At 65.8% G+C, this 19,957-nt stretch carries 18 protein-coding genes and 1 pseudogene; 14 read left to right on the forward strand and 5 right to left on the reverse strand.

The features are described from left to right. Window positions 1-209: 209 nt before the first annotated feature. Both AC1RHV_RS02080 and AC1RHV_RS02085 read right to left on the reverse strand, forming a co-directional pair. The gene (locus AC1RHV_RS02080) at window positions 210-983 is read right to left on the reverse strand and encodes a hypothetical protein (protein ID WP_175180849.1); all 774 of its coding nucleotides are present in this window, start codon (window positions 981-983) and stop codon (window positions 210-212) included. Window positions 984-997: 14 nt separating this feature from the next. After that, entirely contained in the window at window positions 998-1,561 is a 564-nt protein-coding gene (locus AC1RHV_RS02085) for a hypothetical protein (protein ID WP_054454773.1), read from the reverse strand. A gap of 369 nt (window positions 1,562-1,930) precedes the next feature. Here AC1RHV_RS02085 and AC1RHV_RS02090 point away from each other — a divergent pair, with 369 nt between their 5' ends. Further along, window positions 1,931-2,776 (forward strand): DUF4189 domain-containing protein, encoded by an 846-nt coding sequence (locus AC1RHV_RS02090; protein WP_492299647.1) that lies wholly within the window; start codon window positions 1,931-1,933, stop codon window positions 2,774-2,776. Window positions 2,777-2,833: 57 nt separating this feature from the next. Here AC1RHV_RS02090 and AC1RHV_RS02095 read toward each other — a convergent pair whose 3' ends face one another. Beyond that, window positions 2,834-3,499 carry a hypothetical protein gene (locus AC1RHV_RS02095; protein WP_156337385.1) on the reverse strand — a complete coding sequence of 222 codons (666 nt, stop codon included), beginning with the start codon at window positions 3,497-3,499 and terminating at the stop codon, window positions 2,834-2,836. A gap of 301 nt (window positions 3,500-3,800) precedes the next feature. Here AC1RHV_RS02095 and AC1RHV_RS02100 point away from each other — a divergent pair, with 301 nt between their 5' ends. The 6 genes and pseudogenes from AC1RHV_RS02100 to AC1RHV_RS02125 form a co-directional block, all read left to right on the forward strand. After that, complete coding sequence (locus AC1RHV_RS02100) at window positions 3,801-4,274, forward strand: hypothetical protein (protein WP_460359923.1); 474 nt, start codon at window positions 3,801-3,803, stop codon at window positions 4,272-4,274. A gap of 99 nt (window positions 4,275-4,373) precedes the next feature. Further along, window positions 4,374-5,042 carry an RNA polymerase sigma factor gene (locus AC1RHV_RS02105; protein WP_054454765.1) on the forward strand — a complete coding sequence of 223 codons (669 nt, stop codon included), beginning with the start codon at window positions 4,374-4,376 and terminating at the stop codon, window positions 5,040-5,042. Then, a complete protein-coding gene (locus tag AC1RHV_RS02110; protein ID WP_492299648.1) occupies window positions 5,039-6,091 on the forward strand; it encodes a FecR family protein in 1,053 nt (350 codons plus the stop codon). Before AC1RHV_RS02105 ends, AC1RHV_RS02110 begins: the two co-directional genes overlap by 4 nt. 120 nt (window positions 6,092-6,211) lie before the next feature. Then, window positions 6,212-8,686 carry a TonB-dependent siderophore receptor gene (locus tag AC1RHV_RS02115; protein ID WP_492299649.1) on the forward strand — a complete coding sequence of 825 codons (2,475 nt, stop codon included), beginning with the start codon at window positions 6,212-6,214 and terminating at the stop codon, window positions 8,684-8,686. A gap of 70 nt (window positions 8,687-8,756) precedes the next feature. Continuing rightward, window positions 8,757-10,628, forward strand: coding sequence for a PepSY-associated TM helix domain-containing protein (locus AC1RHV_RS02120; protein WP_492299650.1), 1,872 nt, complete (start codon window positions 8,757-8,759; stop codon window positions 10,626-10,628). 106 nt (window positions 10,629-10,734) lie between these two features. After that, window positions 10,735-11,508 (forward strand): annotated as a pseudogene (locus tag AC1RHV_RS02125) (FAD-dependent monooxygenase); the annotation flags it as partial. A gap of 22 nt (window positions 11,509-11,530) precedes the next feature. Here the strand turns inward: AC1RHV_RS02125 and AC1RHV_RS02130 are convergent. Next, complete coding sequence (locus AC1RHV_RS02130; RefSeq protein ID WP_054454757.1) at window positions 11,531-12,616, reverse strand: calcium:cation antiporter; 1,086 nt, start codon at window positions 12,614-12,616, stop codon at window positions 11,531-11,533. A gap of 116 nt (window positions 12,617-12,732) precedes the next feature. On the opposite strand from AC1RHV_RS02130, the gene AC1RHV_RS02135 reads away from it, so the two are divergent. The 5 genes from AC1RHV_RS02135 (at window position 12,733) to AC1RHV_RS02155 (ending at window position 15,772) form a co-directional block, all read left to right on the forward strand. Then, window positions 12,733-13,203 (forward strand): low affinity iron permease family protein, encoded by a 471-nt coding sequence (locus AC1RHV_RS02135; protein WP_175213286.1) that lies wholly within the window; start codon window positions 12,733-12,735, stop codon window positions 13,201-13,203. Further along, on the forward strand, window positions 13,200-14,282 hold the full coding sequence (locus tag AC1RHV_RS02140) for a flavodoxin family protein (protein WP_054454755.1): 1,083 nt from the start codon (window positions 13,200-13,202) through the stop codon (window positions 14,280-14,282). The genes AC1RHV_RS02135 and AC1RHV_RS02140 overlap by 4 nt, the downstream gene beginning before the upstream one ends. Window positions 14,283-14,322: 40 nt before the next feature. Beyond that, a complete protein-coding gene (locus AC1RHV_RS02145) occupies window positions 14,323-14,589 on the forward strand; it encodes a hypothetical protein (RefSeq protein ID WP_119451151.1) in 267 nt (88 codons plus the stop codon). An 84-nt stretch (window positions 14,590-14,673) separates the two neighbouring features. After that, complete coding sequence (locus AC1RHV_RS02150; protein WP_125470364.1) at window positions 14,674-14,880, forward strand: hypothetical protein; 207 nt, start codon at window positions 14,674-14,676, stop codon at window positions 14,878-14,880. Window positions 14,881-14,941: 61 nt separating this feature from the next. Further along, a complete protein-coding gene (locus tag AC1RHV_RS02155) occupies window positions 14,942-15,772 on the forward strand; it encodes a hypothetical protein (protein WP_492299651.1) in 831 nt (276 codons plus the stop codon). A gap of 3 nt (window positions 15,773-15,775) precedes the next feature. On the opposite strand, the gene AC1RHV_RS02160 is transcribed toward AC1RHV_RS02155, so the two are convergent. Next, window positions 15,776-17,026: an NnrS family protein gene (locus AC1RHV_RS02160; protein WP_175213288.1), complete on the reverse strand. Its 1,251-nt coding sequence runs from the start codon at window positions 17,024-17,026 to the stop codon at window positions 15,776-15,778. 234 nt (window positions 17,027-17,260) lie between these two features. Here AC1RHV_RS02160 and AC1RHV_RS02165 point away from each other — a divergent pair, with 234 nt between their 5' ends. Together AC1RHV_RS02165 and AC1RHV_RS02170 are read left to right on the forward strand one after the other, a co-directional pair. Further along, a complete protein-coding gene (locus AC1RHV_RS02165) occupies window positions 17,261-18,538 on the forward strand; it encodes an MFS transporter (RefSeq protein ID WP_054454748.1) in 1,278 nt (425 codons plus the stop codon). Window positions 18,539-18,548: 10 nt separating this feature from the next. Further along, on the forward strand, window positions 18,549-19,937 hold the full coding sequence (locus AC1RHV_RS02170) for a NarK family nitrate/nitrite MFS transporter (RefSeq protein WP_054454746.1): 1,389 nt from the start codon (window positions 18,549-18,551) through the stop codon (window positions 19,935-19,937). Window positions 19,938-19,957 lie beyond the last annotated feature (20 nt).

The raw sequence follows: 19,957 nt of genomic DNA on the forward strand, positions 1-19,957 counted from the left end.
TGATTCCTCGTGCTCACAAGTACTTGGGGGAGGGGCCTGCGGCATCATGATCGACGTCGCGGTGGCCCGGGAACCGCTGTCAGCGACTTTTGCAGTTCTGGCGTGGCCGGGCAATACTCCAAATCGAGTATCCGCGATCGTCGGGTCTGGACTAGGGCATGGGAGCAAAAGACGTGCTTCACGCCTCGTTGGACGGCCTGCGCTCGGGCTCAAGAACGGCTGGAGAGTGTCCGCGCAGCCGGTTCGCAGGAATCGCGATAGGCAACCGCATACATCGTTGCCACCACAAACACGAGCGGGACGCAGAGCAGTGCGCTCATCGCTGCCCGCGCCAGTCCAACGTCCGGGTAGCCGTACGCGAGCATGCCCAGGATGTAGCCGGCATGGCCGGCCGCCGCGATCAACATGAGCAGCGCCAGCATCAGCGGCCAGGGCTTGTACGGCATGGCGGCGCGCGCGGCGTGGAAACGGTACTCGCCGGCTACCGCCGCGCGCGGCAGGCTCAGTCCATACATTGCCAGCGCGTACAGCGTGGGCACCCAGATCAGCGCCAGCGCGGCGCACAAGACGCTCCAGAACACGGCGTCATTCGATCCCGCCAGCACCATGTAGATCACATAGGGCAGGTCCCCGGTGGCGCGGGCCATCGCAGTGCCTGCAATGACGAGCGCGCAGAGCAACGCCAGATGACGGGCCTGCGCCGCGCTGCCGCGGGTGGCGCCGACGTCCGTCAAGTCCGCCGGCTGGACGACGCGATGCCAGGCGCAGGTCATGCGCGCCAACGCAATCAGGTTGATCAGCGCCAGCGCCATGAACAGCCCATTCCCGTACGGAAACAGGTTGGTGATCAGCAAGGCGAAAGGCAGCGACAGGATGAATAGCGCCAGCGACAAGGGGGCCGCGGCCAGCATGGCGCGGCCCTGCTGGCGCATGGCGTCAGCCGTCGCCGCGAGGAAATGGCGGGCTCCGAGTTTGTTCGACAAGAGGGGGCGCTGCCTTAATTGCTGCGGTAGTTGTTGGCTTCACGCTCGCCCGCCCACTTGCGCAGCGCGGCGATGAATTCGGGGCAGACATTGCCGTCCACCTGGCTGTCGATGATGACGCTGTTCTGCATGCGCATCACCACGGTGCATTCGTAGACCTTGGTGCGGTTGTTGTAATAGCCGTGGTTGGTGTTCTGGAAGACGGGGGTCGCGGCGCTGGTCGAGGTGGCCGGAATCATGCCCACCACCTGCTGGGAGGTGCCGGTCGAGACCCATTCCGTATAGGGCGCGGTCTGGTAGTCCGACCAGATGAGCTCCATCGTGTTGCCCACGCCGCGCTTCTTCGACGGTTCGCCCAGCGCCGTGATGGCGTCGCCGACCGGACGGCCCTTCATGTTCTTGGCCACGTTCACGCTGGGGGAGAACGACAGCCCGGACGAAAAAATGTTGGTCAGCGAGGGCAGCGTGGAACTGCCGCCCGTGGGCATCGGCGCGCAGCCGGCCAAGGCGGCAAGGACCAGGGCCGCCGGCAGGGCGCGGCCCAGCAACCAGGTCGAACGGAGTCGCGATTTATTCATGCTGAGCCCTAGCTCCCTCAAAGATCCGGCGTGCCGGAACATAATTCAGCGGCCGCAAGATTTTGTCTTGTTTTAGTTTCGTTTCGTGACTAGTCGTATCGCGGCGCCCGAGCACTGGCAGTGCGGCGTACACCTGCAGGCGGTCGTCTGACGCTGCGCTGCGAGGGCAGAATGTTAACGAAAAAATAGTGGCGCATCGGCTTTCTCCCGCTGAAAAATTGGTTACGTAATACCTGGAAACGTGAGAAAGCGGGGAGAGGAAGACAAACTGTAACGTGCTACGATCCGCGCGTTCTGCGCCCCGGGGGCGCCTTGGCGATGGCAGATCGCGAGGCGCACGGCGCCACAACCACTGGATATTGCACACCCATGATGCTCGCGCGATTGCTCGTTCAGTTCCGTTCCACCATGGCCGCATTGGCCGGCGCAGGCGCGCTGGCGCTGGGCTTGGCTGCCCCAGCGGCGCACGCCGACACGCTGTACGGCGCCGTGGCCACCGACGAAGCGCACGCCAAGCTGTATTGGGTCATGCCCGAAACCTCCACCAAGGAAGCGCAGGACGCCGCGCTGGCCAAGTGCAACAAGGCCGGGGGCAAGGGCTGCAAGAGCGTCACCTCATTCTCCGACAGCTGCGTGGCGTTCTCGCGCAATTCGCGCGGCGACCTGTTCTGGGGCGCCAGCGTGTCGTCGGAGGTCGCCGCGAAGAAGGCCATCCGCACCTGCACCAACGACAGCGCCGACGGCAAGTGCAAGCTTGCTGTCATGCCCCTGTGCGTCGGCCCGGGCTACAGCGAAGCCGACCTGAAGGCGCCCGACACCGCCACGCCCGCCCAGCTCGAAGCCCTGTCGGCCAAGCTGGATTCGCGCGGCTACTGGGGCTCCGTGGCTGAAAAGGACTCGGGCCAGCTGACCTATGCCGATGGCTATCCGAGCGAGAAGGAAGCGGTCGACGCCTTGCTCAAGTGGGAAGACTGCGTGGGCTGCCGCACGGTGCTCACCTATACCGACACCTGCGTCGGCATGGCCTGGGGCAAGGGCAGCAAGGGCCGCGGCACCAGCTTTACCGCGAAGAATCCCGATCCGGTGGCCGCGCGCAACGAAGCGCGCGCCACCTGCGACGCCAAGAGCGGCGGCCTGACCTGCGTGGCCTTCGTGCGCTGCTCAGGGCGGGCTTATATCAGCGGTTACAAGGGCGAGGACGAGAAGGCGAATTAAGCCCCGGGGCCTGGAGGCCGTGGGGCGTCCAGGCATGTCATGCGGCGGCGCGTGGCGTCACTCTGCAAGACCGGCGAGCCGGTTGAACTCGGTGATGTGCGTGGTGCGCTCTTTGTCGGCCCGGTCTGCGGTGTGTTGCTTCAGGGCCTGCCCCAGCGGCATCAGCAATTTGTCGAGCGCATCCAGAGTCAGGCTCTCATCGCGGATCCGCTCCACGCGATCAAGATAGAGTTGATATCCCTCGGACGTGCTTGCGCCGCTGGCCGAGGCTTTCCATTTTCCATCCCTAGTGGCCAGGAGGCTGCGGCATAGTCCGATCTGGCCATGGGTCATGCCGCTGTCGATGGCCCAGAGCGCGCGCAGGGCGTGCTGGTCGTAGATGGGCCGGGATGAATTCGCAAGATGCTTTGCGAACGCGTAGAAAACAACGTCGGTGGTCTTTGGCGCGCTGTTGGCATCGGCGACATATCCGACGAACGATCTATAGACTTCCCACTTGCCCATTTTCCACAGCAGGGCCTCAGCCAGGGATTGCGGAGCGTCCTGCAAATCGGTGGGCCAGGCGTGGTTGGAAGGAAGCGCGGGAAACCGGGCCACGTCGTATTCGTATCCGGCAGCGGCAAGCATGCCAGTCATCGAAGTGACGATGCCGGCGCCGAGCCTGCCGGTGGTCAGCCGTTCGCGTAGCGAATGAATAATCTCTCGTAGATTGTTGCTTGTCACGGTCCGTGGGTGCCTGGAAATGGATGGCCAAAAGGAGCGGCGAAGCTGCGCTTGATCTATTGCTCACACTACTGAAGTGCTTACGTGCAGCAAGGCTGCCTGCTTCAATATTCCAATCCGCTCCAGGTCGCGCCCCGCATTGTTCCAGCTTGCCGGAATGCCAAATCCGTTCATCAATCAAGCGGTTTCAGCGTTAATCAGGCATTTGGCATAGGATTTCGCTGCGCAGTTCCTGGGCTGGCTTCGATGTGCGGCGCTAAACTCGAAGGTGGTGGGTTTCTTGTCTTCAATGGAGTTTTTCATGAAAAAGTCCATACACCCCTGTACCGCAACGCTTCTTTCCTTGTTCTGCCTGTGCGCCACCGCACAGACGGTAACGCCGCTCAAAGGGCAGTCGCCCCAAACCACCCAGCAGGACATCAGCGCATGCCAGGCTCTGGCAGGCAGCGGCGCCAGCGCCAGCACCAGCACGAACGATCCTAAATCCGGCGGACGGGTCCGTGGCGCCGCTGCGGGCGCGGCTGCGGGTGCGGCGGCAGCCAGCGTGCGCGGCAATCAGCACGAGGAGGTCTACGACCGGATGAGCGACGACGCCAAACAGCAGTACCGGCAGAACCAGGCGAAAGACGCGGCGGCGGCGGGGATGGTCGTGGGCGGTTCGCGGCAACGCCAGGACCGCCGCCAGGATCGCGCCGAAGCGTCGCAACAGAATGCGGCAGCGGCCTCTACATATAGCAATTGCATGCAGCAGCGCGGGTATCAAGTGGCGCCGTGAGGCGCGAGGGTTGACGGGTGAACGGGCTGGGGGTGCGCTGCATTGCGACTGAGAATAAATCTCAGTACAATCCGGCCACTTTCAACCGACCCGCGCCGCATGAGCCGCAACCCTTTGCTGGCGTCCGACACGACGCCCGCATCCGCCGACGACCAGAACGGAAATTCCAGCGCGATCGCCAAAGCCTATGCGCGCTGGCGCTTGCCGCTCATGCGCGGCCTGGCCCGCTTCAAGGGCAGCATCGGCAGCGCCGAGGACGCGCTGCACGATGGCGTCGTCAAATGGGTGGCGGCCAATCCCGCGCTGGATTCTTCCGATGAGCAGGGCGCATACCTGCGCAGGACGGTATTGAACGGCGTGGCGGACGAATTCCGCGAGCGCAAGGCGGGGCGGCGCCTGCAGACCGTGTCGCTCGATGAAGCAGAAGAGGGCGTGCGGGCCCTGGCGGCGGGCGATGCTTCATGTCCCATGCGCGCTGCCGCGCATCAGCAACGGTTGGCGCGCCTGGGCGAGGCCTTGCAGGAACTCCCCGAACGCCAGCGCGAAGCCTTTGTGCTGAGCCGTTTCGATGGATTGACACAGGACGAAGTCGCCGCCCGCATGCAGATATCGCGGCGCATGGTGGTCAAGCATCTGGCGCGGGCAATCGCTTACTGCGAGGTCCGCGTGCACTATGCTACGGTTGCCCAGATGCAGCAATTGCATCGGCCCGCTGGCGATGACGCCGGCCTGGACAAGAACAACAATAGCGACTCCGCCTCGTCATGACCGAACCGTCTTCCTCTGCCTCGCCGGACACGCTCGCCTTGCACGAAACGGCGGCTGAATGGCTGGTGCGTCGCCAGGACGCCAGCTGGTCGGACGCTGATGAGCAGGAATTGCATGCCTGGCTGGCCGCCCAGCCCGCGCATCGGCAGGCCTATTCGCGGGTATCGCGGACCTGGGATGACCTGTCGCAGGCGCCTCGCCCCGTCTTGGCCCGCGACGCGCAGGCGGCCAGCCGTCCATCCCCGCGCTTGCCGCGACGCGCCTCGCGGAAGGCCTCCACCCAGCCGCGTTTCTGGGGCGCGCTGCTGGGGCAACCCGTCTTTTCGAAGACCTTCGCCGCCGCCTGTGCGGCGCTGGTCGTGGGCGGCGGCTACGGTTGGTATCGCTGGGACAACACGCCCGGTTATGTGTTGAGCGTGAGCACGGCGGCGGGAGAGGTGCGTCAGCTGGACCTGCCCGACGGCTCCCATGTCGCGCTGAATTTCGGCAGTACGCTGGAGGTCCGGTACTACCCGCGGCGCCGCGAGCTGGTGTTGAACCAGGGCGAAGGGTTCTTCGACGTGGCGCCGGATACCAGCCGTCCGTTCACCGTCGATGCACGGCAAAGCCGGATCACCGTGGTGGGCACGGCCTTCAATGTGCGCAACACCCCGGATCAGGTCGTCGTCAAGGTGTCGCACGGCCGTGTGCGTGTGCAGCCCGATCGCGACAAGGCCACGCCGGAATTGTCGCTGAACGCCGAGCAAGGCGTGACCGTGGATGCGCGAAACGCCACCTATCAGGCAGTGGCAGCGGTGCCGGACGGCGTGGGCGGGTGGCGCAATGGCCGTCTGGTGTACCGGCGCACGCCGCTGGGCGAAGTGGTCCAGGAAGTCGCGCAGTACCTGGGCAAGCCGGTGGCGCTGGCCAGCCCGGGCCTGAAGTCCCTGCCGGTCTCGGGCTTTGCCGCGACCAATGCGCCCGCCGCATTCCTGGAAGCCTTGCCGGATCTGCTCCCGGTGCAGGTCAAGCGCGCGCCCGACGGCGGCTACCTGATCCTGGATCGCTGAGCGTCCAGGCGCCTGCCTGAAAATTATTTTTATTCGCATGTGGTGTGCGGGTTCCCAATCCCGCCCCGGAATCCGTTTACTCCCGCAAGGCCGGTAGCGGCCAACAACGATGGAGCGGGAATGGGACGGGGATTGTTGAAGGGCGCGCTTGTTGGCGGCGCGTTGACGACGGGCATGCAGCTCAGGGCGATGCCGGCAATGGTGGCGGGCGCGCTGGCTGCGCTGGCATGGCCCGCTGCGGTGCATGCGCAGCCGCAAGCGTCGCAGGTGGATTTCAGCATTCCGGCTCAGCCGCTGGAGCATGCCTTGAGGATGTTTTCGGAGCAGTCCCGGCATCAGGTGCTGTTCGACGAGGCCGTGGTGGCGGGCAAACGCTCGCCAGCGGTCAACGGCCGTTACACGCCGCGGGAAGCGCTGGACCAGTTGCTGTCCGGTAGCAACGTGCGTGTGAACAGCGCCAGGCCGAATGTGTACACCTTGACGGTGGTCGGGCAAGCCTCGGGCGACGCTGTCACGCTGCAGTCGGTGACAGTCACCGGCAGCGGCGTGGGCAATCCCACCACCGAAGGAACCGGCTCATACACGAGCGACGCCATCACGATCAGCAAGATGACACAGTCGGTCAAGGAGACGCCGCAATCGGTCAGCGTGCTCACGCGCCAGCTGCTGGACGACAAGAACCTGACCACGCTGGACGAGGCGCTGGCGCAGACCACCGGCGTGACCAAGACGGCAAGAAACTTCGGCAACCACAAGTTCTCGATCCGCGGCTTCACGGTGGACGACAGCAATTACCTGGTCGACGGCGTGGCCGGCGTGGTCTATGCCCCGGTGGGCTGGCTGCCCATCGACACCGCTGTCTTCGATCGTGTGGAAGTGCTGCGCGGCGCGGCCGGCTTGATGCTGGGCTCGGCGGATCCCAGCGGCGCGATCAACATGGTGCGCAAGCGTCCGCGCGGCGAAGGCCATTTCGAGGGCTCCACCACGGTGGGATCCTGGGACAACTACCGCATGGAACTCGATGGCGGCGGCCCGCTCAACGAGTCCGGCACGGTGCGCGGCCGCCTGGTGACTGCCTATCAGGATCGCCATTACTTCTACGATGGCACGAAGTCGAAATCGCCCCTGGTCTACGGCGTGATCGACGCCGATCTCGGGCGCGACACGACGCTGACGTTCGGGGCGCGCCACCAGGCCACCGATACGGACGGCTATTGGTTGTTCGGCCTGCCGCGCTATACCGACGGCGGCGCGCTGGACGTTTCGCGCTCGACCTCGCTGATCCAGGATTGGAACCGGCAGAAGGGCCAGGTGAACGAAGTGTTCGCCGAAGCCGAGCACCGGCTCGACAAGGACTGGAAAGTGCGCCTGTCGCTCAATCACACCGAGGTCGACCTGGACCAGCGCGTGGCCATTCCGGTCGGCGGCGTGGATCGGGCGACCGGCGTGGGTTCCAGCTTCTATACCATCTATTTCAACAATGCGAGCGTGAAAAGCGATGGCATCGATCTGAACACCACGGGCAGTTTCCAGGCGCTGGGCGGCACGCACCAGATTCTGCTTGGCACCAGCTGGTCGCGCCAGCGCGTCAACCAGAAGTCGGCGAATCTGGACAGCGACTCGCCCATCAACGTGTACGACCCGGACCATTCCTCCATTCCTGAGCCCACGCGTCCAGCGTGGGGCAGCAAGGAAACGTCGCGTTTGGAGCAGACCAGCCTGTACGGCAGCATGCGCCTGCAATTGGCGGACCCGTTGCATTTGCTGCTGGGAGGCAAGTTCAGCTGGCTGAAGTACCGGTCCGACGATGGTCTGACGGGCGCGAGAACCCGGGACTATGAGCAGAAGCACGAATTCACGCCCTATGCCGGCCTGGTCTACGACCTGGACCAGCAATGGTCGGTCTACACCAGTTATGCGGACACCTACCAGCCGCAGAGCACCTACGTAACGTCTTCGGGCAAGCCGCTGGACCCGTCCATCGGCGCCAACTACGAGGCGGGGGTGAAGGGCGAACTCTACGACGGACGCCTGAACGTATCCGCAGCGGTATTCACCGTGAAGAAGTCCGGCATCGCAGTGGAGGACTTGTCTGCCCCCGGAAACTGCCCGGGCTCGCTGGCCTCGCCCAATTGCTATCGCAACGGCGGGACGCTGCGCAGCAAGGGCTTTGAACTGGAAGCCAGCGGGGAACTGTCGCCGGGTTGGCAAGTGATGGCCGGCTACACCTACGTCACCAGCCGCGACGACGAAGGCGAGACGATCAGCGCGGAAACCCCGCGCCATCTGTTCCGCCTGTCCACCACGTACCAGCTGCCGGGGCGCTGGAACGCCTTCAGCGTCGGCGGCGGCGTGTCGGCGCAAAGCGGCTACTCGTACAAGGCCTATGACGACATGTCGGTGCGGATGGGCGCGCCCGGCCGCGCGGTGTGGGACCTGCGCGCGGGCTATCGCATCAACAAGCACTGGTCCGCCAGCCTGAACGTGGCGAACGTGTTCGACAAGGACTACTACGGCATGGTCAGCCAGATCCGGCGCGGCAACCACTACGGCGAGCCTCGCAACGTGATGCTGACCTTGCGGGGTACGCTGTGACCGGCCGCGTGTCGGCCGATGATCACGGCGGCCTGCGGACCCGGTTGTGAAAGGGGGATTTCGCCAAAGCATGTCATGGCTGCACACCTGGTGCGGCCTGACCTGCGGCTGGCTACTGTGCGCGATCTTCCTGACCGGCACGCTCAGCGTGTTCCGGGAACCCATCACGCGCTGGATGGAAGCAGGGCCGCCCGCCGATCCCGCTGCCGCGGCCGTGGACGCCCGGCAGTGGCTGCCGCGCGCCACGCAGGAGCTGTCGTCCCGCGCGGCGGCGGCTTCCGCCTGGGAGATCTCCCTGCCGGTCCGGCCCGGCTGGCCGGCGCAACTTTCCTGGCGCACCGACGACGGCGCCCGCCAAGAGATCTGGCTGGACTCGCGCACGGGCGCGGTGCAGCCGCCGCCCCAGATCCGCGAGACCGAGGGCGGCCGGCATTTCATGTCCTTCCACTACACCTTGCACGGCGGCTTGCCGGGCTACTGGCTGGTGGGCTGGATATCCATGTGCATGCTGGTTGCGCTGGTCTCCGGCGTGGTGGTGCACAAGCGCATCTTCAAGGACTTTTTCACTTTTCGTCCGGGCAAGGGACTGCGCAGCTGGCTGGACGCGCACAACGCCACGGCAGTGCTGACGCTGCCGTTCCTCTTCATGATCGGCTACACGGGCCTGGCGTTCTTCTACACCAGTTACATGCCCTGGCCGCTGCATGCGGCGTATGGCGGAGACGCCGGCGCCTATCGCCGCTACCAGGCCGAGCTTGCGCCAGCGCAGCCTGTGCCGCGCATCGCGGGGCCGGGTTTGGACGGGGTTCCGGATCTATACCCGTTGCTGTCGCGCGCGCGCGAACTGACCGGGCAGGAAGCGGCGCGCCTCACGATAGAGCGTCCCGGCGATGCGCGCGGCATCGTCCTGGTGTCCGGGCGCAAGCCCCTGGCCGGCGCCGCCCCGCGCCTGCTCACAGATGCCAGCCGCGTCGTGTTCGATGGCGCGAGCGGAGCGGTCTTGCAGGTCGTGCCCGCTCATCACGAGGGGTTTGAAGCAAAGCAGGTCCATGAGACGATCGAAACCCTGCACAAGGCAGACTTTGGCGGATGGACCATCAAGTGGCTGTATTTCTTCAGCGGCCTGATGGGAACCGCCATGATCGCCATCGGCACGCTGCTGTACTCCATCAAGCGGCGCAAGAAGAGCGAGCATGAATTCGGGAGGGGCACGGCGCGGGTCTACCGTTGCGTGGAGGCATTGAACGTGGCGGCGCTGGCGGGCGTCGCCGTGGCAAGCATCGCCTACTTTTACGGGAACCGCCTGATCCCCGCCGCCTGGCCGGAACGCAGCGCCTGGGAGATCCGCATTTTCTTCGCCGTGTGGGCCGCGACCCTGGTCCATGCGCTGTTGCGCGCGCCGCGCAGCGCATGGATCGAGCAACTGGCTGCGGCTGCCGTGCTCTGCCTGGGGCTGCCGCTATTGAACTGGGTGACGACGGGCCGGCATGCATGGACCTATGCAGCCCGGGGAGAATGGCCGCAGGCGGCAGTGGAGATCACTGCGCTCGGGTTTGGCCTGCTGCTGGCCTGCATGGCTCATGCGCTGGGGCGGCGCTGGAAGGCCGTGCCAGCGGTCGCCGCGCCGCCGTCGCGCAAAGCGCCTCCTGCCAGCCACGATGATGCAGTTTATCGCTGGGGAATCGCGAGCCGCGTGATGGCTGCGGCAGCGGGCGGCTACCTGTTATCCGCCCTGGCGATGTCGGTCCTGGCGCTGGCGTGGCCTGCCAGGGCCGGCGTCTCGCCGGCTGCCGGCGTGCTCGGCGGAACGCTTTTGAGCTTTGTCGTATACACGGCGATCGGCGTAGGCGTGTTCGGCGCCCGCAGCGCGCAACGTGCTTGGGCGCTGATCGCGGTGGCCAGCCTGGCGTCTGGCGCGTTGGTACTCGGTCTGCGCCCATAAGGGCGGGTTGCGCTATCCGTTGGCTACCGATGGGAAACGTCAGGAACGGCGGCCCATCGCACCCAGCCGCGCCTGCATCAATTCCAGCAGCGCCCGAACCCGCGCCGTGATCATCGGCGCCGATGGCCGCATGGATTCGGTGGCGCGCCGATTCGTCGCGGGAGACAACGCGCCGGTTTATCAGGGCTTCGTGAATTGGATAGGCGTGGCGCAGGCGGACGGTGTGCTGGTCGACGAAATCGCCATCCAGGACTATTGGGGCGCGGGCGAGCGCTTTGGCGCCGTGGCGGTGCGGCCGGGCCTGGTCTACTGGGCGGGCGCGCAGGCGCGGCCCTTGTCCGCGGCCGGGCCTGCGGCGGACCTGCGCCAGGAGGTCGAGGCGTTGTTCGGGATATGGCCCGACCCTGTCGCCCGCATCATCCGCGCGACGCCGGCGCACGCCATCCGCCTGATCGCCGTGCACGACCTCGATCCCCTGACAAGCTGGAGCCGGGGCAACGTGCTGTTGGTGGGCGACGCCGCGCACGCGCCCCTGCCGACCTCGGGGCAGGGCGCGTGCCAGGCGCTGGAGGATGCCTGGCACCTGGCCCGATGCCTGAACGGCCCGGACGCGGGCCTGGCGGCGGCTCTGAGTGAATTTGCGCAGATACGCATTCCCAAGACCACGCAGTTGATCGAACAGGCGCGGGTATCTGCGCGCGGCCTGTTCGCCATGGACCCGCAGACCTGCCGCATCCGCAACGAGCACGCCAGGACGGCAGATCCCGTGCATGTCGCGCAAGCCCTGGCGGCGGGTTGGGCCCAAGAATTGCCTATGCCCGGACTCGGGAGCGGCGCGCCTGTTCACGGCGCCGGATTCGGCCGCCTGGCCCGCATCTGAACGCCTGAGCCGGGTCAGAACGCTACAAGCCCAGTCCCAGCAGCATGAGGAAGGTGCCAAACAGGATGAAATGGGTCATGCCCTCGATCGCGTTGGTCTGGCCGTCATTGAGGTTGATTGCCGCCACCAGCAGGGTGACGAGCATCATCAATGTCTGCGCCGGCGTCATGGCCATGACGATGCGCTGACCTGTGATCAAGGCCAGGGCCTCCATCGCCGGCACGGTCAGTATCACCGTGGACAACGAAGCGCCAAGCGCGATATTGACCACCGATTGCATCCGGTTCGCGAGCGCCGCGCGCAATGCGGTCAGCATTTCCGGCGCGGCGGAAATGCCGGCCACGATCAGTGCCACCAAGCCAGGAGGCACTTCGATGCCTTCCAGGCTGCGATCGAGGGAATGGGACATCAGTTCGGCAAGCGCGCCCACGGCAATGATGCCGATCGCCATGACCGCCGCCGATTGGCCTCGGGTTGGGTAGCCTGAGGTTGGCAGGGGCCTGCGGGTTTTCTTGTCCGGATAGCTGTAGCTGAAGAAGTAGCTGTGCGGGCCAGTCTGCATGCGCAGGAACACGCCGTACAGGAGCAGCATGGCCGCAATCGTGAAACTGCTATACGCGCGCCAGCGCGACTGCGGAATGAACTCGGGAATGATCATCGAGACCGTAACCGCGGTCAGGATCATCACGCTGTAAGTTCGGGCGGAATCGTCGTTGTATGCCTGCTCGCCGTGCTTGAAACCGCCGATCAGGGCGGCTACGCCCAGGATGCCGTTGATGTCCAGCATGACGGCCGAATAGATACTGTCGCGCACCAGGGTGGGTGAGTGGGCCTTGGTGGACACGATTGCCAGCACGATGACTTCGACCAGCACGGCGGATAGCGTCAGGATCATGCTGCCGTAAGGGTCGCCAAGCTTCTGCGCGACACGCTCGGCGTGGCGGGCGACGCTCAGCGAAGCGGCCAGGATGGCGGTGATCAAAACGGCAGTCTCGACCAGGCTGGCAAGGCGGCCGTAACCGCTTGCGCCGGAATCGGCCAGGTAGCCGGCGGCGGCCAGCGCGCAGGCCAGCAACAGGAGCTTTTCGGACTGCAGAATGGATTTCATCTGGGCTCCGCCGGCCGCAATCCTGTCAGCCTAGCACGCCGCATGTCTTCTTTCCCTGGCCGGGGGCGGGCACGGAACTTGCTGAACAGGATGTCCCGTGGAGCAAGGGGGCCAGCATGCACAACACTCGCGTACCCAGGCGGCGTGCGGCGCCGAAGCGTTCGGCTGCACCCGACGCGGGCGGTGCTGACCATCCGGTAGCGCGCTTCTTTGATCATTTTGCCGCGCATGTGACCAAGTGGGTGGGGTCGCCCATCGCCTTCGGATTGGCGGTCATCACTGTTGTGCTGTGGGGGGCCTCCGGTCCTGCGTTCGGCTATTCCGAAGTGTGGCAATTGGTGATCAATACCGGCACGACCATAGTCACATTCCTGATGGTGTTCCTGATTCAACAAAGCCAGAACAAGGACAGCGAGGCGTTGCACCTCAAACTCGATGAATTGCTTATTGCGCTGGAGGGCGCGGACGAAGGGCTGGTCGACGCGGAGCGCCTGGACGAAGACAAGCTGCTCGCGCTGGCCGCGGCCTGTACCGCTCGCGCTAGGCAGGAACGCCGCCGCCGGGCCCGCAAAAGGAGGCAGCCATGATAGGAATCAAGCCCACGGTCCGCAAGGGCCAGTACGACGGCCCGCTAGCGCGGGAAGAATTCCGCCTGCGCTTCATGCGGCGCTTTTACGATCCAGCGTTCGAGGCCGAGCGCGACGCGCTGGAGCGCCTGGAAGCGATTGCCTGGGAAGGCTACGAAGCAGGGCGCAAGGCGCCTGTCACGGTGAAAGCCGGCCAGGGCTACGCCGATCCCGATTACGATCTTTCCCAGGAGTGGAAGGAAACGCGCGACCGCCTGGAGCGCGCGGAGGCAGTTCAGCGCGATCCGGACACCCCGTCTCGCGTCCTGGTGATCGTCGGCGCCGCGCGCAATGACGGCACCTGTCCCGGGGAGGTCTCCAAGAGCTGGCGGCTGGCGCGCCTCGTCCTGGATGAGCTGCAGACGGCCGGCGTGCAGACGGACCTGTTGGATCTCAGCCGCCTGGTTTCCGAATATGAGTACCGCATCCATCCCTGCAAGGGCTGCGTGTCGACCGCGATGCCCCTGTGCCATTGGCCATGCAGCTGCTATCCGAACCACTCGCTGGGGCAGTCCAACGACGCCATGGCCGGCATCTACGAGCAATGGGTCGCGGCCCATGGCGTGATCCTGGTGGCGCCCACGTACTGGTACCAATCGCCCAGCCCCTTGAAGCTGATGATAGACAGGCTGGTGTGCGCCGACGGCGGCAATCCCGATCCCACGCTGACTGGCGGCAAGGATCCGCTCAAAGCCAAACAGGTCGAGCTTGCCGGTTGGCCATACCCCAAGCATCTGGCCGGCCGCGCCTACGGCCTGGTGGTGCATGGAGACGTGGCCGGCGTCGAGGCGCAGCGGCGGGGGCTGGCCGATTGGCTGGACTGGATGGGGCTGATGGACGCGGGCGCGGCGTCGCGGCTGGACCGCTACATCAGCTATTACCGCCCGTATGCCACCAGCCACGACGACCTGGACCAGGACCAGGCGGTGCAGCAGGAAGTGCGCAACGTGGCGCAGGCCATGGCCAATTTCCTGCCGCGCCTGCGGCGCGGCGAATTCGAGGGACTGGATCAGGGCATCCGCGATCCCAGGCCGAAGTAAACCGCAGTAGCATGAAGGCAGGATTCGACAGGAGGCCCCTATGGAACACGCCAGTTGGGATTTCGAGCTCGAGCGTCCGGTTGAGCATCAGGGCAGCTGGAGCATCGCTTATGTGCTGGTGCCGCCGGCGGCGGGAGCGCCGCAGGAGCGGATAGCCGTCGAGGAGCGCTTCGCCTCGGCCCAGGTTGCGATAGACGAGGCGACGCGGCTGGCCCAGATCCACGTCGCGGACTTGAACGGGGATACCGCGTCGTTCGAGAAGCCGACAGACACGGAAGTGCCGTTCGGCAAGAATCCACGGTTCTGACGCCTCTTGCGCGGGCGTTGTGGCATGGCGCTTGCTGATACCGGGCTGCGGCGGATTTCGCCGCACTTCCTGATAGGTGCTGCGATGCCCCAGATCCAATTCGAGTTGGCTTTGCATCCGATAACGATGGCGTCCGTGCCGCCGCCCGGGACCCCAGCCCATCGGCCGCCGGCGCAGAATCCGGATGACGCCAACGACAGCGCTCAAGGCGATGAGGTGCCCGACGAGGACATCGAGCCCGCCGACACGACGTCCAAGGACAACGCCGCCGAGGGTTCGGCGGACAGGTAACCTAAAATGGCGCTCCGATCATTTCAAGGCGCCTATGGCGCCGCCTGCCCAGGTTCCCTCCATGCAAGAAAACACGTCCGCCGCGCAGCCGGCATCCGGAACGCCGCAACGTCAGAGATTCGAGTCGTTCGTGCGCACGCTCGAAGCGCAGCGCGCCCGCCTGCGCGGCTGGCAGGCCGTGCTGCCGGAATACCAGAAGAAATACGAAGACGTGCTGGCGCCGCTGGAGACGGTCGAGGTCGAACTGAAGGCCAAGCTGGTGGCCTGCTTCGACCATGCCTGCAAGCAGAAGGAACTGACCAAGGCGGAACGCGCCCTGGCGTCGGAGATCGCTGCGCAGCTGGCACAGGAAACGCTGGACGCCATCGTGCTGGATGGCACGCCGGCCGAGTGCGACACGGACAGGCTGAAGGCCTTGTATCTCAAGCATGCCGGCTCGGACTACGACGCCGGCGTGGAAGACGGACAGGACGAGGACGATGCCGCAGCGCTGCTGACCCAGGCGGCGGGCGATAGTCCCGCACCCGCGCCCGAAACGCTGGCGGAAATCGAAGCCTTGGCCGCTGCCGGTCCTGATCGTCTGGCTGGCGTCGATGAGGAACGCTACGCGCAGTACATCCAGGCGCTGGACGCGCAGCTCGCCAAGCTGGCCGGCGAAATCGCAGCCGCGGAAGACGGCTTCAAGGCCAAGTACCATTTCGATCCCGCGCAATCCATAGACCCTTCCGAACTGATGGAAGACCTGGACGCGGAGATCGCCGATGCCGAGGAATACATAGGCGAACTCGAATTCGAGCTGTCGCAGTTCGTCGACATGCAGCAGGTCAAGGCCTGGCTCAAGGCCATGAAGCAGCAGCTGGCGGCCACACGCCGGCGCGAGGGGCGCGGCTGAGGCTCAGGCGGCCGGACGCCGAGCGACCGGCACCACCTTCATCACCGGCGCGGCCGTCTTGCCCGCATCGGCCCGCGGCCGGATCATCATCGGGAAGAAGCGCCAAAGGTATAGCGCGAAGGCCAGCGCCCAGGCGGTCGCCGAGGCATGCAGGAAGCCGATGGTGGCGGCGGTCGGGAGCAGGGCGGCCAGGCGCAGCAGGGCCGCCAGAATCATCAGCGCATAGCTCAACACCATGCTGCGGTCGGTCTGCAGCGGCCGGCCCAGGTGGCCGAGCGCGGTGCGCGTGACCATGCCCAGGATCAGCACCGAGAATCCGGCCACGCCGATCACGTGGGCGGGCCAGGCGGGCCGCAGCACATAGCCGGCCAATTGCGCCGCGCCTGCCAGCAGGCCGATGCCCAGGCCGCAATACCCCGCATACAGGATCCACAACAGCGGCACCTTGCGCACCGCCCAGGGCTTCCAGGATATCCATTGCGCCAGGGCGATCAAGCCGGTCGCGGCCAGCGCCAGCGCCGCAGCTTGCGGCTGGCCGGCAAGCAGGCAGGCGATGGCGACGATGCCCGTACCCAGCTGCCAGTGGCCGCTGCGGGTGTGCGGCGGGATGTCCAGTCCCGCCACGGCGCGCTTGGCGAAGAAGGGGATGACCCGGCGCGCGATCAGCAGCGTCAGCACCGCCATGCACAGCAATCCGGCATTGAAGTAGCGCATCAGCGCAAAGTAGTCGCCCTGGACCGAGGCCCAGAGGTAGAGCGCGTTGGTGGCGGCCAGGCCCAGCAGCAGGAAGGGTATGCCGTAGTTGCGCTGGTTGCGCGTGACGGCGACGGCGCGGCCCAGCGCGCCCGCGGCCCACAGGAAGAACAGCAGGTCCGCCGCCGCAGCCACCACGAAGGCCGGACGTCCGGGTACGAGATAGCCCGCGCGCGCCACGATCCACACCGCGCACAAAATGGCCAGGGGCGTGCCGCGCAAGGGGTTCTTGCCGGTCCAATTGGCGCCCGCCGTCAGCAGGAAGCCCACCGCGATGGTGGCGACGAAGCCCCACAGCATCTCGTGCGCGTGCCAGAACATGCCGTTCAACACGCCCGTGAGGCGTGCCGGCGCATGCACCCATAGCAGCACGGACGCCAGCGCCCAGAAGCAGCCGGCCAGGTAGAGCGGCCGGAAGCCCATTTCCGTGAAGGCGCGCCATTGGGGACGCGGACGGGGAGGGGCAGCGGCGGGTTCTTCGATGCTAAGCAGCGTGCTCATGAGGGCAGTCGCGGCGCCGTTTCGGCTTCGCGTTTAAAGGTGTATTTGAAATGCATATTAATGCCTCCCGCGCGTTGCCGCCAGCGCGGCCGCTTGATCCAGCGCAAGCCGGGCCGCCAGGAAAGGGGTGACTAGTCACATCGGCAAGGGGCTTCTGGTCGGCTGGCGAATGGTCCGCAAGGCCCGCCATGCCTAGGCTAGCCACATGTCTTCGTGAGTAAAGCGAGAGTAACCATGGCAGCAAGTCAACCTTCCGCCGGCGCGCCGATGCGGGTCCTGATTTCAAGCACATTCGCCTTCACCATCTGTTTCGCGGTGTGGATGATCTTTGCGGTGCTGGGCATTCCCATCAAGCAGCAACTGGGCCTGTCCGAAACCGAGTTCGGCCTGCTGGCCGCCATGCCGGTGCTGACCGGTTCGCTGGTGCGGGTGCCGCTGGGCATCTGGACGGACCGCTACGGCGGCCGGCCGGTGTTCTTCATCCTGATGCTGCTGGCGGTGGTGCCGATCTGGCTGCTGTCCTATGCCACCGAGTACTGGCAGTTCCTGGTGCTGGCGCTGTTCGTCGGCCTGACTGGCGGCTCGTTCTCGGTCGGCACGCCCTACGTGGCGCGCTGGTTCCCGCGCAATAAGCAGGGCCTGGCGATGGGCGTGTTCGGCGCCGGCAACTCGGGCTCGGCCATCACCAAGTTCGTGGCCCCCGCCCTGATCGCGGCGGCGGGCGGCGCCTGGGTCATCGTGCCCCAGGTCTATGCCGTGGCGCTCCTGGTGACGGCCATCCTGTTCTGGCTGTTCTCTTCTTCCGACCCCGCGCACCGCGTCAAGAGCGGCGCCAGCCTGTCGGCCCAGATGGCCATGCTGAAGGACCCGCGCGTCTGGCGCTATTGCCAGTACTACTCGGTGGTGTTCGGCGGCTACGTGGCGCTGGCGCTGTGGATGACCAAGTACTACATCGGCGAATACGGCTTCGACATGAAGCTGGCGGCGCTGCTGGCAGCCTGCTTCTCCCTGCCCGGGGGCGTGCTGCGCGCCGTCGGCGGCTGGATCTCGGACCGCTACGGCGCCTACAAGACCACCTGGTGGGTGATGTGGGTGTGCTGGGTGGCGTTCTTCCTGCTGAGCTATCCGCAGACGGAATTCACCATCGTGACGGCCAACGGTCCGCGCAGCTTCGGCATCGCGCTGGGGCCGGTCACCTTCACCGTGCTGCTGTTCGTGGTCGGCATCGCCATGGCCATCGGCAAGGCCTCGGTCTTCAAGTTCATCTCGGACGAGTTCGGCGAAAACATCGGCGCCGTCTCCGGCATCGTCGGCCTGGCCGGCGGGCTGGGCGGCTTTGTGCTGCCGATCATGTTCGGGATCCTGCTCGACCTGACGGGCGTCCGCTCCAGCGCCTTCATGCTGCTGTACGGCACCGTTTGCGTCTCCCTCATCTTCATGCACTTCAGTTTCCGGCCGGAAAGCGCGGCCATTGCCCGGCAACACGCCGCCTCTCCCTCCACCACCTCCTGAGAGTATCCCTATGTCTTCCACTCAAGTCCTTGCGCGCTGGGAGCCGGATAATCCCGGTTTCTGGAAGCAGACCGGCGCCCGCGTCGCCAACCGCAATCTCTGGATCTCCATTCCGGCGCTGATGCTGGCGTTCAGCATCTGGATGCTGTGGAGCGTGGTGGTGGTCAATCTGGACCGCGCCGGCTTCATGCTGTCCAAGAACCAGATGTTCTGGCTGACGGCGCTGCCCGCGCTGTCGGGCGCGACCCTGCGCATCTTCTATTCCTTCCTGGTGCCTGTCTTCGGCGGGCGCAAGTGGACGGCCATTTCCACGGCTTCGCTGCTGATTCCCGCGCTGGGCATGGGCTTCGCCCTGCGCGACCCGACGACTTCGTTCCCGACGCTGCTGATCCTGGCGCTGCTGTGCGGCCTGGGCGGCGGCAACTTCAGTTCCAGCATGGCCAACATCAGCTTCTTCTTTCCGAAGGAGAAGAAGGGCCTGGCCACCGGGCTGAATGCCGGTATCGGCAACCTGGGCGTGTCCCTGGTGCAGTTCGTGGTGCCGGTGGTGATCTCCATCGGCGTGTTCGGCGTGGCGGGCGGCGAGCCCCAGGTCATCAACGCCAATGGCGCGCAGCAGAATCTGTGGCTGCAGAACGCCGGCTTCATCTGGGTGATTCCCATTGCGCTGGCCTCGATCGCCGCGTGGTTCGGCATGAACGACATCGCGGACGCCCGCGCCTCGTTCGCGGACCAGGCCGTCATCTTCAAGCGCAAGCACAACTGGCTGATGTGCTGGCTGTACGTGGGCACCTTCGGTTCCTTCATCGGCTTTTCGGCCGGCTTCGCCATGCTGACCAAGACGCTGTTCCCGCAGGTCGACCCCATGGCCTATGCCTTCCTCGGCCCGCTGGTGGGTTCGCTGACGCGGCCGTTCGGCGGCTGGGTGTCGGACAAGCTGGGCGGCGCGCGGGTCACGCTGTTCACCTTCGCGGCGATGATCGTCGCGGTGCTGGGCGTGGTGATGTTCCTGCCGGTCGCCGGACAGCCCGGCAACTTCAACGGCTTCCTGGCCATGTTCATCGTGCTGTTCGCGCTGACCGGCGTGGGCAACGGGTCGACCTTCCGCATGATTCCCGTGATCTTCCTGCGTGAACGCACGCAGGCGGCCGAAGGCAAGGGCGCCGCGGCGCAGAAGCAGGCCCAGGCGGACGCCGCCAAGGAGTCGGCCGCGGTGCTGGGCTTCTCGGGCGCGATCGGCGCATACGGCGGCTTCTTCATCCCGCGCAGCTTCGGCACCTCGCTCGAGATGACCGGCAGCGTGCAGGCGGCCCTGTATTGCTTCATCGGCTTCTACGCCACCTGCATGGTCATCACCTGGTGGTACTACGCCCGCCGCAATGCGCCGGTGCCTTGCTAGAGCGAAACGGACGCGGCCGG

The sequence above is a fragment of the Achromobacter sp. GW823-FHT04E03 genome, assembly GCF_058796095.1.

Excerpts from the sequence above, each read along its gene's own strand:
- AC1RHV_RS02090 (WP_492299647.1), top strand. The coding sequence starts at position 1,931 with ATGATGCTCGCGCGATTGCTCGTTCAGTTCCGTTCCACCATGGCCGCA.
- AC1RHV_RS02170 (WP_054454746.1), top strand. The coding sequence starts at position 18,549 with ATGTCTTCCACTCAAGTCCTTGCGCGCTGGGAGCCGGATAATCCCGGT.
- AC1RHV_RS02120 (WP_492299650.1), top strand. The coding sequence starts at position 8,757 with ATGTCATGGCTGCACACCTGGTGCGGCCTGACCTGCGGCTGGCTACTG.
- AC1RHV_RS02110 (WP_492299648.1), top strand. The coding sequence starts at position 5,039 with ATGACCGAACCGTCTTCCTCTGCCTCGCCGGACACGCTCGCCTTGCAC.
- AC1RHV_RS02115 (WP_492299649.1), top strand. The coding sequence starts at position 6,212 with ATGGGACGGGGATTGTTGAAGGGCGCGCTTGTTGGCGGCGCGTTGACG.
- AC1RHV_RS02105 (WP_054454765.1), top strand. The coding sequence starts at position 4,374 with ATGAGCCGCAACCCTTTGCTGGCGTCCGACACGACGCCCGCATCCGCC.
- AC1RHV_RS02100 (WP_460359923.1), top strand. The coding sequence starts at position 3,801 with ATGAAAAAGTCCATACACCCCTGTACCGCAACGCTTCTTTCCTTGTTC.
- AC1RHV_RS02130 (WP_054454757.1), bottom strand. The coding sequence starts at position 12,616 with ATGAAATCCATTCTGCAGTCCGAAAAGCTCCTGTTGCTGGCCTGCGCG.
- AC1RHV_RS02165 (WP_054454748.1), top strand. The coding sequence starts at position 17,261 with ATGGCAGCAAGTCAACCTTCCGCCGGCGCGCCGATGCGGGTCCTGATT.
- AC1RHV_RS02140 (WP_054454755.1), top strand. The coding sequence starts at position 13,200 with ATGATAGGAATCAAGCCCACGGTCCGCAAGGGCCAGTACGACGGCCCG.
- AC1RHV_RS02160 (WP_175213288.1), bottom strand. The coding sequence starts at position 17,026 with ATGAGCACGCTGCTTAGCATCGAAGAACCCGCCGCTGCCCCTCCCCGT.
- AC1RHV_RS02145 (WP_119451151.1), top strand. The coding sequence starts at position 14,323 with ATGGAACACGCCAGTTGGGATTTCGAGCTCGAGCGTCCGGTTGAGCAT.
- AC1RHV_RS02150 (WP_125470364.1), top strand. The coding sequence starts at position 14,674 with ATGCCCCAGATCCAATTCGAGTTGGCTTTGCATCCGATAACGATGGCG.
- AC1RHV_RS02155 (WP_492299651.1), top strand. The coding sequence starts at position 14,942 with ATGCAAGAAAACACGTCCGCCGCGCAGCCGGCATCCGGAACGCCGCAA.
- AC1RHV_RS02085 (WP_054454773.1), bottom strand. The coding sequence starts at position 1,561 with ATGAATAAATCGCGACTCCGTTCGACCTGGTTGCTGGGCCGCGCCCTG.
- AC1RHV_RS02135 (WP_175213286.1), top strand. The coding sequence starts at position 12,733 with ATGCACAACACTCGCGTACCCAGGCGGCGTGCGGCGCCGAAGCGTTCG.